The organism is Stenotrophomonas maltophilia R551-3, from assembly GCF_000020665.1.
Classification (GTDB): Bacteria; Pseudomonadota; Gammaproteobacteria; order Xanthomonadales; family Xanthomonadaceae; genus Stenotrophomonas; species Stenotrophomonas maltophilia_L.
On sequence record NC_011071.1, the window covers coordinates 4,304,204 to 4,319,705 of the forward strand.

The window sequence follows — 15,502 nt, forward strand, 5'->3', positions numbered from 1 at the left end:
GGTCGACCTCCGCGCGCAGCGCGGGGGTATTGGCGCGCCCGTCATTCGCCCGTGATGTGCCTGGCCAGCTCCCGCGCCTCGGCAACGCTGGACAACCCGCTCAGCATCATCGATTCACCGAACGGCCCCTGCACCGTCGCCACCATCAGCACGCGGCCATCCACGCTGAGCGCAGCACGCTGGCCCACCAAGGCAGCGGTGCCATCGTGGATGCGCTGATGTGCCTCCGGCCGATAGCGGATCTGCAAGCCGGGCTGCTGGCTGGCGTCCAGCACATAGCGCACATCGGCGATGTCGGCACTGCCGGCAATCGGCGGCTCGCGCAGGGCCAGGGTCTCGCCCTGCCACTGCGCCGGCGTACCCTTGCCCGCCGCATCGACCGCACTCAGGCGCACTTCCACGCCGGGGCGTGGCGCATGATCTTTGCCTGCCAACGCACCGGGCGTAGCGCCCGGCATGCATCCGGTCAAGGCCAGCGCTGCGCCCAGCAGGAGCGGACGCGCGCCCCTCACTTCAGCTTCCGCAGCTTGAACGCCACCAGCACCTGCAACAGCCCGTACAGCAGGCTGCCGATACCGATCCACAGTGTGGTCACCGCCACGCCTGCATACGGGTTGGCCGCGAACAACAGGCCCAGCACCACCGCCAGCACGCCACTGAGAATCAGCAGCCACTCGCCCTGGATATGCTTGCGTACGCGGATCGCGAACACGATGCGATAGATGCCGGCCACCAGCAGCCATGCCGCCAGGAACAGCACCAGCACGCTGGCGGTGGCCAGCGGATTGATCACCGCCAGGATGCCGAAACCCAGCGAGGCGATGGCATACAGTGCCAGCCAGCCACGCGAGGCACCGCTGCCGCCGCTGACCAGTGCGAACAGGCTGATGACACCTTCAACGATGGCCATCACGCCCAGCGTCCACGCCAGTACCATCGCCGCCGACAGCGGCCAGCCGATGGCGATGATGCCGAAGCCCAGCGCGACCAGCCCATACAACAGCAGGATCCACCAGCTACGGCCGACCGCCGACAACAAGGGAGACAAGGGGGAATTCATGGCCACTCCTTCGATCCGGAACCGGGTTCATCCTAGCCCCTGGTGATGAAGAGGGCGATCACGGCGCCCGCGCGCAGACCCATACGCGCACCTCGTCCACTCCCACCCACCGCAGCGTCTCCGCAACCTCCATCACCGTGCTGCCGGTGGTCATCACATCGTCCACCACGGTCAGTCGCGGCGGCACCGGACCACGTACATCGAACGCATCGAACAGGTTTTCCCTGCGCTGTTCGGCCGTACGCTCGGACTGCGGCGCGGTATGCCGCCGCCGGTACAGCCCCTGCCAGACCGGCATCGGCAGCAGGCGGCACAGTTCGGCGGCCTGGTTGTAGCCGCGCTGGCGCAGGCGCCGCCTATGCAGCGGCACCGGCACCAGCGGCGGGCACCACCAGGGCGGCGGTGCGCGTTGCATCAACTGTGCGAGCAGGCGACCGGCGGCGAGGTCCTGATGGAACTTGTACCGCACCAGCAGCTGGTCGACCGGCGGCAGGTACAACAAGCTGGCATGGGTAGCGGCCTGCGGTGGCGCTTCCTCGCGGCAGCTGCCGCAGACGATCAGGGCGTTGTCCGGCAACGGCAATGCGCAGCGCAGGCAGGCGCGGCCGGCCCACGGCAGGTCGGCAAGGCAGGTGCGGCACAGGTCAAGATCATCGTGGCCCGGGTCGCCGCAGACCAGACACCGCAGTGGCAGGAGCACGCGAAGCAGCGCTGCGGGCCAATCCGCCGGTAGAGGGAGGTAGGCAAGAGGCATACCCCAACCTGCCCGCGCAACGATGCCGGAACCATCACCGGCAACCACACCGGACGGTCAGGAAAGCGGACGCAGTGCTGTCGGCCGTCTCATCGGGTCAGTCACGCAGGGAGGCCCGCCAGGCCACCAGGGCGGCGGCGGCGCGCTGGGTCCTGTGCTCATCCGGATTGACGCCCATCTCATTGCGGGCCATGCCGGCAAGGGCCGCACACACTTCCTGTTCGCCTGCACCGCGCAGCAGCTGGGACTCGATGCGATCTGCGTAGGCCGCGTACTCGCCACGGCAGTCCGGATTGGCCTGGATGCCTATTGGATCCCATACGTAGTGCAGGACTTCATCCACCGCTCGGCCCAGTGCACCGCGCCTGCGGTCTGCCGCCTGGCGGACCTCCTTCCAGTGTGGCGTGTTGTGCAGTGCCTCGAACGGCATCGGCACTGGCGACAACAGGTAGGAGATGCCGTCTTCGTCCTGCTTGACATGCCAGACGCCAACACCAACATCCGCCATGTGCTCGGACAGCGGGAAAACGAAGGCGGGCAGCCACAACAGCTCGATGCGGCCATCTCCCTGCCAGCCCAGCGCGGTGAACATCCCGGCTGCGGTCTCCCGGTAGGCCTGCGCGGCAGGCTCGCCGACCAGTTGCCCCGGATCCAGCATGAACACCCGGTTGTCGATGTACTCGACCACGCTGCCATGGAACTCGCGCAAGCGCTCGGGCGGATAATCGATGACCTGTTCAGGGGCGATGGTGTAACTCACTTCGTGAAATCCTTTCCGCTGGAAGGCGAGTGCGGCGCCACGGCGGGCATCATCAACACCTCCGCCAGACCACGATAGATCGGCACGCGGCACACCAGCCCGGACACGCCGCGCGCGATCAGCACCGTGGCCAGGATCGGCAGCAGCAGATCGCCGCTGTCGGTCAGCTCCAGCGAAATCACCGCCGAGGTCAGCGGTGCCTGGGTGACGCCGGTCAGATAGGCGCACATGCCCAACAGCACGAACGCACGCGGATCCACACCCGGCATCAGCACCGCGAGGTTGTGCCCAAGGCCGGCACCGACCGCCAGCGCCGGCGAGAACAGGCCACCGGGGATGCCCGCCACGTAGGACGCCAGATTCGCCAGCAGCTTCATCAGACCGAATTCATGGCCCACCATCGCCTGCCCCTGCACCAGGCTGCGCGCCTGCTCGTAGCCGGTGCCGAACGCGCCTTCGCCGAAGACCAGGGCGAGCAGTACCACCACCAGACCGCAGCCTGCGGCCAACAGAACCGGATGCCGCTGCCGCAGTTGCCCGAGCCAACGCGGGCGGCCCGCCGCACTGGCCAGCACTGCGCGTGCGAACAGCCCGCCCAGCAAGCCCGCCACCACGCCGCACAACAGGATCGCCAGCCAGCCCTGGCCCAGCGGCAGGCGTGCGCTCACATGGCCGAAGTAGGTGTAGTTGCCCAGCAGGCCAAGCGACACCACGCCACCAACGATCACTGCGGTCAGCAAGGTGCCGGAAAACCGATGCTCGAAACGGCCGCTGAGCTCCTCGATGGCAAAAACGATACCGGCCAGCGGCGTGTTGAATGCCGCCGCGATGCCTGCCGCGCCACCGGCCAGCAGGAAGTGCGAGAGCTCGCGCGGGTCCTTGAAGCCAAACCAGCGGCCGAACAGGTACATCAGGCTGGCACCCACATGCACGGTGGGCCCTTCGCGCCCGACCGACGCGCCGCCGAGCAGCGACAACGAGGTCAGCAGCAGCTTGCCCGCCGAGACCGCGGGCGAAAGATTGGTCCTGCGGAACGACTCATCCGGCTTGTCCAACGCGGCGATGACCTGCGGAATGCCGCTGCCCCGCGTGGGCTTCAGCACGCCCGCGGTCAACCAGGCCAACAGCGCGAAGATGCCGGGCGTAAGCAGCAGGGCCCACCACGGCGAGTGCGCGGTGATGCGCTGGAACAGATGGAAGGCCGCGTCGCTGGCCTTGGCGAACAGGATGGCCACCAGTGCCACGGCCACGGCGCCGCCCCAGAGCGCGGCACGGCGACGCCAGGCCTCGCTGAGAACCAGCGCGGTGATGCGGCCGCGGAGGCGGTGGAGATCGGTCATGCGGGGCAGTCTGGACGCTGCGGAGGAAGGCGGACAGCGGGTACTGTGGCTGAAGGCCTTGCAGGATGTGGTGAATACGCTCACGCGCCGGGAACCGCATGCTTTGGCAGCAATGGCACGCCGTCCCACATGCGTGAAGGCCGGCCGATTCCTACCGGGTTCGTCCACCGCGCCTCGTGGAGGTAGCATTGCAGCCGCTGCCCTCTGGGGAGGGGTGCAGCTCCGCCGGCAACGAAAGGCCGCCACCGCTCGTCATCGCGGTAGCGCTTGCCAGCACCTGCGTGCCGACATCTGCGTGAATTGCTTCGTTCTCGACATCCTCAATGACAATGGAGTGTGAGATGAATGCCTACGACCCGCTGGATCACATCATCCATCTTCGTGATGGCACGCTGCAGGAATCAGACCTTCGCCGGATTGTCGGTCGCGCGCTGCAGGCCAGGTCACCTTCCGGAATCGTCATCCATGTACATGGCGGCCGCGTTTCGCAGAAGCGTGGACGGCGCATCGCAGAAACCCTGCATGACCCCTATGTGCGGGCACAGGCCTACCCCTTGTTCTTCGTCTGGGAAACGGGTGACATCGAAGCTCCGTTGAACAACCTGGGCGAGATCCTGGGTGCAGTACTCGCCAAACTGCTCTTCAGGAAAGTCCAGGACAAGATCCTGGAAAAGCTCGGCGGTGAACAGGCATTCACGCCCGGCATGAAGATCCTCAACGCCGCGCCACCCGACGAGGAAAGCCTTTCGGCAGATCTCGCACAGGAGTTCGCTGAAGATCCCGAGGTGAACCAGGCCCTTGCCGAGGCCCGGGAGGATTACAGGGAGGCGACGCTGACGCCCGTAAACAAGATGCTGGCACATGAACCGCCAGCCGAACACGCGGCCATCGTCAACGAGCGCACGGCAATGGAACTGTTTGGCACTCCGTCACCCAACAAGGCCGTAGCATTGAACTGGATCGCGCTGGCCATCAAGGTGGCCAGACTGGTGATACGCGTATGGCAACGCCAGCACAGTGGCCGGGGGCGGCCAGGTGCCGTCTCCGCCGTGATCGTGGAAGAAGTACTGCGAGAGTTCTATCTCGATGACGTGGGGCGCATCGGCTGGTGGAATCCCATGAAGAAGGATGCACAGGATTCATTCGACGGCCCGGCATCGGGTGGCGTCAGATTCCTGCGCGAGCTGCACAGGCAGTTGCAGTCCGAAGCCTCTGTTCCCCGCATCACGCTCGTCGGCCACAGCGCCGGCAGCATCTTCCTGTGCGAGCTGTTGGACCAGGCAGCGCAGATCCTTCCGGATCTGACGTTCGACCTTATTCTCGAAGCGCCTGCGGTGACGTGTCGTCGGTTCGCGCATGCCATCTCGAAGCACGAGAACCGCATCGGGAGGTTCCGGCAATTGGCGATGAGGGATGCCGACGAAGCCAGCGAGCGTTCACTGTTCTTTCCCGGTTCGCTGCTCTACATCGTGTCCAACATCTTCGAAGATGCTGCCGATGAGCCTCTGCTCGGCATGGAACGCTTCTTCACCCGGGAGAGCGTCTATAGCAACTCTGCGGCGTGGGCAGACATCTCGGCCTGCCAGGCGTTCTTCGCCCGGAAAGGAGAAAGCGCGGTGAGCTGGTGGACCCTTGATGACCTCAATGCCGACCAGCGCGAAGGTTGGGGCCACGGCTACTTCGATGACGGTCCCTTCATCCTCGGCAAGGTGACCGCGTTGATCAGCGAAACACCGCACACGCCTTGATGCCGATCACTTTTCGCGCTCGACGACAGAAGCAACGCGCCGGGCGGGATCGCCCGGAGTGCAAACACTGTAAACCATGTGAACATGAATATTGTTGACAGCCTGCGCACGCCCACCCACACTGCCGCCCTCGCTCCACTCGTACCCAGGGTCCCGCCATGGCTGCTGCCATCCGCCACGACTGGCAACACGACGAACTGCAGGCGCTGTTCGATCTGCCGTTCCCCGAGCTGCTGTTCCGCGCCGCAGCGGTCCATCGCGAGCACTTCGACCCAGCCCAGGTGCAGGTCTCCACGCTGCTGTCGGTGAAAACCGGTGGTTGCCCGGAAGACTGCGCGTACTGCCCGCAGGCGCAGCGCTACAACACCGGGGTGAACGCGCAGAAACTGATGGAGACCGACGCAGTGCTGGCCAAGGCACGCCAGGCCAAGGCCGCCGGTGCCTCGCGCTTCTGCATGGGTGCCGCGTGGCGTTCGCCGAAGGACCGCGACATCCCGAAGGTGGCGGCGATGATCGCCGGGGTGAAGGCGCTGGGCCTGGAGACCTGCGCCACGCTGGGCATGCTCAGTGGCGGGCAGGCGCGTGCGCTGAAGGATGCGGGACTGGACTACTACAACCACAACCTCGACACCGCGCCGGACTACTACGATTCGATCATCCACACGCGCCAGTACCAGGACCGCCTGGATACGCTGGAGCACGTGCGCGATGCTGGCCTGAAGACCTGCTGCGGCGGCATCGTCGGCATGGGCGAGACGCGCGCGCAGCGTGTCGGCCTGCTGCTGGCGCTGGCCACGTTGCCGGCGCATCCCGATTCGGTACCGATCAACAAGCTGGTGCAGGTGGCGGGCACGCCGCTGCATGGCAGCGCCGAACTGGACCCGTTCGAGTTCGTGCGCATGATCGCGGTGGCACGCATCGTCATGCCGCGCTCGATGGTGCGGCTGTCGGCCGGTCGCGAGGCGATGAGCGATGAACTGCAGGCGCTGTGCTTCGTCGCTGGTGCCAATTCGATCTTCTACGGCGACAAGCTGCTGACCACCGGCAACCCGGAGAGCGAGCGCGACCTGGCGCTGTTCGCGCGGCTGGGACTGCAGCCGATGGCGGTGCAGGTGGATGCCGAGGGCCACGACCACGGCGGTACCGTGCACGCCGATATCAGCGCCGATGCGCCCGGCTGTGGCTGCGCTCACGCGGCCTGAGACGGGACACAGGCAGGCGTCGCGGCAACGCGCTACCCTAGCCGCCCCGTCGTCGCATTCAGCCACCATGGCCCGCCCCGACCTGACCGCCCGCCTCCACGCCCAGCGCGCCCTGCGCGATGCCCAAGGCCGTCGCCGCACGCGGCGCACGGTCACCCGTCGTGATGGCGTACGCCTGGAAGTGGACGGCCAGTGGCTGACCGGCTTCTGCAGCAACGACTACCTGGGCCTGGCCCAGCAGTTCAGCGTGGTCAACGCGTTGCAGGACGCCGCCGCACGCGAAGGCGCTGGCGCCGGTGCCTCGCACCTGGTCTGTGGTCACCACGCCATGCACGAAGCGCTGGAACGCGAAGTGGCCGAGTGGCTGGGCTATCCGCGTGCGCTGCTGTTCGGCAGTGGCTTCGCCGCCAACCTGGCGGTTCAGCAGGCACTGCTGAGCGAAGAGAACGACGTCTGCGTGCAGGACAAGCTCAACCACGCCAGCCTGCTCGATGCCACGCGGCTGGCCGGTGCACGCCTGCGCCGCTATCCGCACCTGGATACCGAAGGTGCAATGCGTCAGCTCAAGCACGCGCCCGATGGCGCGGCCATGCTGGCCACCGACGGTGTCTTCAGCATGGATGGCGACATCGCACCGCTGCGCGCTTTGTCGCTTGTGGCACGCCTGCAGCAGGCGCTGTTCTACGTCGATGACGCGCACGGTGTGGGCGTGGTCGGTGATGGTCGCGGCGCCGTCGCGGCCGCTGGCCTGAGCGTGGACGATGTGCCGCTGCAGCTGGTCACGCTGGGCAAGGCACTGGGCGGTTCCGGCGCGCTGGTGCTGGGCCGCGACGACCTGATCGAGCATCTGGCCGAAACCGCACGTCCCTACATCTACACCACCGCCGTGCCACCGGCGATGGCAGCGGCGGCCCTGGAAGCAGTACGCCTGGCGCGCCGCGACCACTGGCGCCGCACCAAGCTGACCGACCTGATCGCGCTGTTCCGCAGTGAAGCGCGTCGCCATGGCCTGGACCTGATGGCTTCGGAAACGCCGATCCAGCCGCTGCTGTGCGGTGATGACCATACCGCCGTGGCGATGTCCACGGCGCTGGAACAGGCCGGCTGGCTGGTCGGTGCGATCCGCCCGCCGACGGTGCCGGAAGGCAAGGCACGCTTGCGCGTGACGCTGTCCGCGCTGCATACGCCGGAACAGGTGCGTGGCCTGGTGGAGGCCATCGCCAACGCGCGCGATCGCGTGACCCTGGCCGTGCGTGAAGCCGCGCCACCGCCGCTGCCCGCCTTTGCCTGAGTTCCGTGTAGTTCCCCATGCATATTGAAGTGACCGGCCGTGGGCCGGACCTGGTACTGATCCATGGCTGGGCCCTGCAGGGCGGTGTGTTCGCGCCGCTGGTGCAGCGCCTGGCGGACCAGTTCACCCTGCACCTGGTCGACCTGCCCGGCCATGGTCACAGCCGCGACGACACCACGCCGCTGCGCCTGCCGTTCGTGGTCAATGCCATTGCCGCGGCCACGCCGCCGGCGGTGTGGTGTGGCTGGTCGCTGGGCGGCCTGTTCGCGCTGCATGCGGCGGCCACCCTGCCGAAGGTGCGCGGGCTGGCGATGATCGCCGCCACGCCGCGCTTCGTGCGTGGCGAAGACTGGCCGCACGCGGTGGAACCGGCGGTGTTCGAACAGTTCGGGCGCGAGCTGGCCAGCGACTTCGGTGGCACCCTGGAGCGCTTCTTGGCGCTGGACGTGATGGGCTCGGCGCACGCCCGCGAGGAGCTGCGCACATTGCGCCAGCGCCTGGTCGAGCGCGGTGCACCCACCGAGCGCGCGCTGCTGGAGGGCCTGCGGCTGCTGGAAAGCACCGACCTGCGTGGCGCGCTGCCGACGCTGGGCAAACCCAGCCTGTGGATCGCCGGCCAACGCGACCGGCTGGTCTCACCGGCAGCGATGCAGGCCGCCGCGGCACTGGCCCTGGGCGGGCAGGCGCTGACCATCGCCCACGGCGGCCATGCGCCCTTCCTCGGCCATGCCGACGAAGTGGCCGCCGCCCTGCAACACTTCGTTGCCGGCCTGTCACCGGCCGATGGCGGACAATGAGCGCCTTCCGAATTCCGCAGGACTGACGCATGGATCTGGGTATCAATGGCCGCTGGGCACTGGTCTGCGGCGCAAGCAAGGGGCTGGGCCTGGGCTGCGCGCGTGCGCTGGTGCGCGAGGGCGTCAACGTGGTGATCATGGCTCGTGGTGAAGCTGCGCTGCAGGTCGCCGCTGAAGAGCTGCGCGCGCTGGCCGGCGCCGCCGAGGTACGCGCGGTCGTCGCCGACGTCACCACCGAGGCCGGCCGTACCGCAGCGCTGGCCGCGTGCCCGCAGGTGGACATCCTGGTCAACAACGCCGGTGGCCCGCCGCCCGGTGATTTCCGCACCTTCGAGCGTGACGACTGGATTGCCGCGCTGGACGCCAACATGCTGGCGCCGATCGCGCTGATCCGCGCCACCGTCGACGCGATGATCGAACGCGGCTTCGGCCGCATCGTCAACATCACCTCATCGGCGGTGAAAGCCCCGATCGACATTCTGGCGCTGTCCAATGGTGCGCGCAGTGGCCTGACCGGCTTCGTCGCCGGCCTGTCGCGCCGCACCGTGGCCCACAACGTCACCATCAACAACCTGCTGCCCGGCCAGTTCGACACCGACCGCCTGCGTGCCAACTTCGCCCACAGTGCCGGCAAGGACGGCGATGCTGGCGAAGTGGCCGAACGCCGCCGCCAGCAGATCCCCGCCGGCCGCTTCGGCACGCCGGATGAATTCGGCGCCGCCTGCGCGTTCCTTTGCAGCGCACAGGCCGGTTACCTCACCGGGCAGAACCTGCTGATCGATGGCGGCGCCTACCCCGGTACGTTCTAAGAGACTTTCGCAATGCCGTCCCACTTCGATGCCCGCCATGTCCGCCGCGCGTTCGCCCGCGCCGCCAACAGCTATGACGCCGCCGCCGCCCTGCAGCGCGAGGTGCAGTCGCGGCTGATCGAATCGCTGGACTACCTGGAGGCACGCAAGCCCGAGGTGGTGCTGGACATCGGTGCCGGTACCGGACACGCCAGCGCGCTGATGAAGAAGCGCTGGCCGAAGGCGCAGGTGATCGCGCTGGACGTGGCGCTGCCGATGCTGGACCAGGCCAAGCGCCAGGCCGGCTGGTGGAAGCCGTTCCAGCGCCTGTGCGGTGACGCCGCCGCGCTGCCGCTGGCCGACAACAGCGTGGACGTGATCTTCAGCAACCTGTGCCTGCAGTGGGTGGACGACCTGCCGGCGGTGTTCGCCGGGTTCCGTCGCGTACTCAAGCCGGGCGGCCTGCTGGTGTGTTCCACCTTCGGCCCGGAAACGCTGGTCGAGCTCAACGAAGCATTCGCCGCTGCCGATGACCGCCCGCACGTGAGCCGCTTCGCGCAGATCGCCCAGTTCGGCGATGCGCTGATGATGGCCGGCTTCCGCGACCCGGTGCTGGACCGCGACCTGTTCACCCTGACCTACGACGACCTGCCGTCGCTGATGCGCGAACTGCGTGCGATGGGCGCGACCAATGCCCGCGTCGACCGCCGCCACACGCTGACCGGGCGTGGCCGCTTCGCTGCTGCTGCGGCCGCCTACGAGCCGATGCGCCGCGCCGACGGCAAGCTGCCGAGCAGTTGGGAGGTGATCTATGCCCACGCCTGGGCGCCGGACCCGGGCGCGCCGATCCGCGAAGGTGGGCATGACGTGGCATCGGTGCCGGTGTCGGCGATTCCGATCCGGCGCAGGCAGACCTGATCGTCCGGTAGTGCCGGCCGCTGGCCGGCAACCTAATGATTCCATGGTGGGCATCTGCCGGCCAGCGGCCGGCACTACCGCATGCCACGCCGTACGCGAATCGCTCTGGTAGGTGCCAACCTTGGTTGGCACTCACCCAAGGCAGTCTTCCGCCTCAGGTATTGGCCGGCGAACTCAGCGGCGGGCGCACCAGATCGCGGTGGAAGAAGTAGATCTCCTGCACCAGGAAGCGCCAGCTGGTGTGGAAGCTGCGGAAGCGCGTGCTGGGCGTGGACGAGGCCAGCGCGTCGATCCCCAGTGCCTTGCTCAGGCGCAGCGCGCGCGCCATGTGCAGCGGGTCACTGACAATGATCACCCGGTGCAGGTCACGCTGCTCCATCAACCGCTTGGCTTCGACCAGATTCTGCACGGTGTTGCGCGAGGCGGTCTCGATCAGGATCGCATCGTCCGGGATGCCGTGCTTGAGCGCGTAGCGTCGCGCCACCTGTGATTCGGAAAAGCGTGCACCGGTGCCGCCATAGCCACCGGTGAAGATCAGCAGCGGCGCGTAGCGGGCCTCGTACAGGTCCAGGCCATGGCGGATGCGTTCTTCGAACACCGGTGATGGCTTGGCGTCATAGGCCGCCGCACCCAGCACGATGATGGCGTCGGCCTTGGCGGCCTGGTCGCGTTCACCAACCCACACGATCCACGCGGTCACGCCCAGCAGCCAGATCACCAGCAGGACAAACAGCCGCCACAGCCAGCCCAGCAGGCCGGTGCGATGCCGCTGCCGGTCGCGGCTCACGGCGCCCCCCAGCGCAGCGCTGGCAGGTCGACGTTGCCGCCGGACAGCACCAGCCCGACGCGCAGCCCTGCAAAGCGCTCAGGTTGCGCCAGCACTGCGGCCAGCACGGTGGCCGAGGACGGTTCGACCACCTGCTTGAGGACCTCCCACAACAGGCGCATCGCGGCCATTGTCGCCACGTCGTCGACCACGATCACCTCGGCGCCGGCCGCGCGCAGCAGCGCGAAGTTGGGTGCGCCGATCAGGGTGCGCAGTCCATCGCAGATCGTGTCCGGGGTGAACGCGCCCAGACGCTCGCCTGCAGCCAGCGAGCGCGCGGTGTCATCGGCGCCGGCCGGTTCGGCCAGCACCAGCCGGGTCTGCGGGCTGGCGTGCTGCAGGGCCAGCGCAGTGCCGCTGGCGAGGCCGCCGCCGCCCACCGGCACCACCAGCACGTCGAACGGGCCGTCGCTGTGCAGCAGTTCCAGGGCAGCAGTGCCCTGCCCGGCCATCACCGCCGGATCGGTATAGGGGTGGACCAGGGTCGCGCCGGTATCGGCCTGCACCTTGGCGCAGGTGGCTTCACGGTCGGCGATGGTCGCCGGGCAGTGCCAGAGCGTGGCGCCATGCCGGGCAATATTGGCCAGCTTGGCCGCCACCGCGCCTTCCGGCACCACCACATGGCAGGGAATGCCCCGGGTGCGCGCGGCCAGCGCCAGCGCGGCGCCATGGTTGCCGGAGGAATGGGTCACCACGCCGGCACCGGCGCGGCCGGCATCCAGCGACCACACCGCATTGCAGGCACCGCGGAACTTGAACGCGCCACCACGCTGAAGGTGCTCGGCCTTGAAGGCCAGCTGTGCCCCGGCCAGCGCATCGAGCGTGTGCGAGCGCAGCACCGGGGTCACGCTGGCATGCGGGGCGATCCTCGCGGCAGCAAGCAGGACGTCGTCGGCGCGGGGCAACAGTGAATCGCTCATGACGCAAGATTAACGTATGCCCCCGCGCTGGCGACCGGGGCACAGGTCATGCCAGCATGCGGGCCTTCACCTCCATTCATCCTGGCCGGTGGAATTAAGGGTCGATTCAATGCCCGCGCACGAAGCTGACTGCACACCCGTCCTCTGGGGGGACCCACCATGAAAACGCGCTTGATGCTTGCCGGTGGCCTGATGCTGGCCCTGACCGGCTGCACCACCTACGACTACGTCGGCGGTGGCCGCGGTGGCGGCTACTACCACGGTGCGCCGTCGGTGGAATACCGCTACCCGGCCGGCTATCCCTACAACTCCGGCTACCCGTACTACGGCGGCTATGGCGGTTACTACGGTGGCTACGGCAATCCGTACTACTCGCGCCCGATCTACCGCCCGCCGCACAACCACCGCCCGCCGCCGCGTCCGGGCAATGGCGGCGAGAACCGTCCGCCGCCGTCGCGCCCGTCCTACAACGGTGGTTCGCCGTGGCGGAACATGGATTCGATGCGACGCCCGCCGCAGTCCAACGTGCAGCCGTCGGCGCCCCCGCCGCAGGCCCGTCCGGCGCCGGCGCCGAGCGCACCGAGGATGAACGGTTCCCCCTGGCGCAACATGGATCGTGGGACGCAGCGCACAGTTGAGCGCTGAACCGTCTTGCATTTCACACGGTCTAAGCCGCAATCTACGGGGATGGTGACGGCCCGCGTCACAAAGTGACAAAAACGACACGGGCCGCCGCAAAAAGCTCTACGTCGATATCCGACAGGAACATCTGGATCCCCCCTGTTCCGGCCCTGTCGGATGTCGGCACCTCTGAAGGCAGACGGCCCCGCAATGCGGGGCCGTTTGTTTTGGGGCCTTTCCCGGCGACCCCAAAAAAACAGGGCCGGACAGTCCCCCGACTGCCGGCCCCCTGCTCCCCCACCATGCGCCTGTACCGGCCCCTGTTCCAATTCCGGTCACGGGCGCCTACGGCGCCAGCCACGGTGGGTGCTATTGGGTTATCTGCAAAAATCCTGCCAACTTTAGGGCTGATTTCGACGCCGGGCGGCTGGCGACGTCGTCCCGGCCCGGAATGGCGCTAAAATCGCCACCCCGGCGCCGCCCCCGGCCGCGCCCGCCCCCAGCTGAACAGCACCCATGAACCCGTCCTTCCATCGTTACGACGTCATCGCCATCGGCGGTGGCCACGCTGGCACCGAAGCCGCGCTGGCCGCGGCCCGCACCGGCGTGCGCACCCTGCTGCTGACCCACAACATCGAAACGGTGGGCGCGATGAGCTGCAACCCGGCCATCGGTGGCATCGGCAAGGGCCACCTGGTCAAGGAAATCGACGCCCTGGGCGGTGCGATGGCGCATGCCGCCGACCGCGCCGGCATCCAGTGGCGCACGCTCAACGCCTCCAAGGGTCCGGCCGTGCGTGCCACCCGCTGCCAGGCCGACCGCAACCTGTACCGCATGGCGATCCGCGCGATCGTTGAAGGCGAGGCCAACCTGACCGTGTTCCAGGCCGCCGTCGATGACCTGGTCATCGAAGGCGACGCCGTGCGCGGGGTCATCACCCAGACCGGCCTGCGTTTCGACGCCGAAGCGGTGGTGCTGACCGCCGGCACCTTCCTGGCCGGCAAGATCCATGTCGGGCCGACCCAGTACGCCGCCGGCCGCATGGGCGACCCGCCGGCCACCACGCTGGCCGCGCGCCTGCGCGAGCGCCCGTTCCAGGTCGACCGCCTGAAGACCGGCACGCCGCCGCGCATCGATGGCCGCTCGCTGGACTACAGCGTGATGGACGAGCAGCCCGGCGATTCGCCGCGTCCGGTGATGTCCTTCCTCGGCTCTGTGGACGAGCATCCGCAGCAGGTCAGCTGCTGGATCACCCACACCACCGAACAGACCCACCAGATCATCCGCGACGCGCTGCACCGCTCGCCGCTGTACAGCGGCCAGATCGAAGGCATCGGTCCGCGCTACTGCCCGTCCATCGAAGACAAGGTGGTGCGCTTCGCCGAGAAAGCCAGCCACCAGATCTTCGTCGAACCCGAAGGCTTGGGCATCGTCGAGATCTATCCCAACGGCATCTCCACCTCGCTGCCGTTCGACGTGCAGCTGGAGATGGTGCGCAGCATCCGCGGTTTCGAGAACGCGCACATCACCCGTCCCGGCTATGCGATCGAGTACGACTTCTTCGATCCACGCGGGCTGAAGGCCTCGCTGGAAACCAAGCTGGTCAACGGCCTGTTCTTCGCCGGCCAGATCAACGGCACCACCGGCTATGAAGAAGCGGCCGCGCAGGGCCTGCTGGCCGGCCTCAACGCCGCACGCCAGGTGCGCGGGCTGGACGGCTGGTGCCCGCGCCGCGACGAGGCGTACCTGGGCGTACTGGTGGATGACCTGATCACCCACGGCACCAACGAGCCGTACCGCATGTTCACCAGCCGCGCCGAGTACCGGCTGCAGCTGCGCGAAGACAACGCCGACCAGCGCCTGACCCCGGTCGGCCGCGGGATGGGCCTGGTCGATGATCGCCGCTGGAGCGCGTTCGAGACCAAGCAGGCGGCGGTGGACGCCGAGCGTGCACGCCTGGGCGCGCTTTGGGCGACCCCGGCCAATGCACTGGGCCGCGAAGTGAACGAAACACTGGGCGTGGCGGTCAGCCGCGAAACCAACGTGCTGGACCTGATCAAGCGCCCCGAGCTGGATTACGCCGCGCTGATGCAGGTGCCTTCGCTGGGCCCGGCGGTGGCCGATGGCAAGGTGGCCGAGCAGGTGGAGATCGGCGTGAAGTACGCCGGTTACCTGGACCGCCAGCGCGAGGAGATCGAGCGCCAGCAGCGGCACGAAGCCACGCCGATCGCTGAAGCCTTCGATTACGCGACGGTGCGCGGGCTGTCGGCCGAAGCGCTGCAGAAGCTGGAGCGCGTACGCCCGCAGACCATCGGCCAGGCACAGCGCATTCCGGGCATGACCCCGGCAGCGATCTCGCTGCTGCTGGTGCACCTGGAACGCGCACGCCGGGGACGCGTGGCGTAAAGCGTGTGGTAGCGCCGGGCCATGCCCGGCGAGCGCAGCGGTACGCGAAAATCCGCCGGGCATGGCCCGGC

At 67.9% G+C, this 15,502-nt stretch carries 15 protein-coding genes; 8 read left to right on the forward strand and 7 right to left on the reverse strand.

Translation table 11 applies throughout. From position 1 onward, the window contains the following. Positions 1 to 41: 41 nt before the first annotated feature. The 5 genes from SMAL_RS19400 to SMAL_RS19425 all read right to left on the reverse strand — a co-directional run bounded on the left by SMAL_RS19400 (position 42) and on the right by SMAL_RS19425 (position 3,914). Positions 42 to 512 carry a SecDF P1 head subdomain-containing protein gene (locus tag SMAL_RS19400; RefSeq protein WP_041864601.1) on the reverse strand — a complete coding sequence of 157 codons (471 nt, stop codon included), beginning with the start codon at positions 510 to 512 and terminating at the stop codon, positions 42 to 44. After that, positions 509 to 1,060 carry an HdeD family acid-resistance protein gene (locus tag SMAL_RS19405; protein ID WP_012512394.1) on the reverse strand — a complete coding sequence of 184 codons (552 nt, stop codon included), beginning with the start codon at positions 1,058 to 1,060 and terminating at the stop codon, positions 509 to 511. Before SMAL_RS19405 ends, SMAL_RS19400 begins: the two co-directional genes overlap by 4 nt. A 58-nt stretch (positions 1,061 to 1,118) precedes the next feature. Next, positions 1,119 to 1,814, reverse strand: a complete 696-nt coding sequence (locus tag SMAL_RS19410) for a ComF family protein (RefSeq protein ID WP_012512395.1) — start codon at positions 1,812 to 1,814, stop codon at positions 1,119 to 1,121. A gap of 97 nt (positions 1,815 to 1,911) precedes the next feature. Beyond that, the gene (locus SMAL_RS20640) at positions 1,912 to 2,574 is read right to left on the reverse strand and encodes a hypothetical protein (protein WP_012512396.1); all 663 of its coding nucleotides are present in this window, start codon (positions 2,572 to 2,574) and stop codon (positions 1,912 to 1,914) included. Next, entirely contained in the window at positions 2,571 to 3,914 is a 1,344-nt protein-coding gene (locus SMAL_RS19425; RefSeq protein ID WP_012512397.1) for a chloride channel protein, read from the reverse strand. Before SMAL_RS19425 ends, SMAL_RS20640 begins: the two co-directional genes overlap by 4 nt. 341 nt (positions 3,915 to 4,255) lie before the next feature. Here SMAL_RS19425 and SMAL_RS19430 point away from each other — a divergent pair, with 341 nt between their 5' ends. The 6 genes from SMAL_RS19430 (at position 4,256) to bioC (ending at position 10,658) form a co-directional block, all read left to right on the forward strand. After that, positions 4,256 to 5,662, forward strand: a complete 1,407-nt coding sequence (locus SMAL_RS19430) for a hypothetical protein (protein WP_012512398.1) — start codon at positions 4,256 to 4,258, stop codon at positions 5,660 to 5,662. 158 nt (positions 5,663 to 5,820) lie between these two features. Then, positions 5,821 to 6,864: a biotin synthase BioB gene (gene bioB / locus SMAL_RS19435; protein WP_006400133.1), complete on the forward strand. Its 1,044-nt coding sequence runs from the start codon at positions 5,821 to 5,823 to the stop codon at positions 6,862 to 6,864. Positions 6,865 to 6,931: 67 nt separating this feature from the next. Further along, positions 6,932 to 8,155, forward strand: a complete 1,224-nt coding sequence (gene bioF / locus SMAL_RS19440) for an 8-amino-7-oxononanoate synthase (protein WP_012512399.1) — start codon at positions 6,932 to 6,934, stop codon at positions 8,153 to 8,155. 17 nt (positions 8,156 to 8,172) lie between these two features. Beyond that, positions 8,173 to 8,952, forward strand: a complete 780-nt coding sequence (bioH, locus tag SMAL_RS19445; protein ID WP_012512400.1) for a pimeloyl-ACP methyl ester esterase BioH — start codon at positions 8,173 to 8,175, stop codon at positions 8,950 to 8,952. Between the two features lie 29 nt (positions 8,953 to 8,981). Further along, positions 8,982 to 9,761 (forward strand): SDR family oxidoreductase, encoded by a 780-nt coding sequence (locus SMAL_RS19450; RefSeq protein WP_012512401.1) that lies wholly within the window; start codon positions 8,982 to 8,984, stop codon positions 9,759 to 9,761. A 12-nt stretch (positions 9,762 to 9,773) separates the two neighbouring features. Further along, positions 9,774 to 10,658 (forward strand): malonyl-ACP O-methyltransferase BioC, encoded by an 885-nt coding sequence (gene bioC, locus SMAL_RS19455; protein WP_012512402.1) that lies wholly within the window; start codon positions 9,774 to 9,776, stop codon positions 10,656 to 10,658. Positions 10,659 to 10,812: 154 nt separating this feature from the next. On the opposite strand, the gene SMAL_RS19460 is transcribed toward bioC, so the two are convergent. Further along, the gene (locus SMAL_RS19460) at positions 10,813 to 11,457 is read right to left on the reverse strand and encodes a YdcF family protein (protein ID WP_041864602.1); all 645 of its coding nucleotides are present in this window, start codon (positions 11,455 to 11,457) and stop codon (positions 10,813 to 10,815) included. Continuing rightward, positions 11,442 to 12,404 (reverse strand): pyridoxal-phosphate dependent enzyme, encoded by a 963-nt coding sequence (locus SMAL_RS19465; protein ID WP_012512404.1) that lies wholly within the window; start codon positions 12,402 to 12,404, stop codon positions 11,442 to 11,444. Before SMAL_RS19465 ends, SMAL_RS19460 begins: the two co-directional genes overlap by 16 nt. A 159-nt stretch (positions 12,405 to 12,563) precedes the next feature. On the opposite strand from SMAL_RS19465, the gene SMAL_RS19470 reads away from it, so the two are divergent. Both SMAL_RS19470 and mnmG read left to right on the forward strand, forming a co-directional pair. Further along, positions 12,564 to 13,049 carry a hypothetical protein gene (locus SMAL_RS19470; RefSeq protein ID WP_012512405.1) on the forward strand — a complete coding sequence of 162 codons (486 nt, stop codon included), beginning with the start codon at positions 12,564 to 12,566 and terminating at the stop codon, positions 13,047 to 13,049. Positions 13,050 to 13,541: 492 nt separating this feature from the next. Further along, entirely contained in the window at positions 13,542 to 15,431 is a 1,890-nt protein-coding gene (gene mnmG, locus SMAL_RS19480) for a tRNA uridine-5-carboxymethylaminomethyl(34) synthesis enzyme MnmG (protein WP_012512406.1), read from the forward strand. Positions 15,432 to 15,502 lie beyond the last annotated feature (71 nt).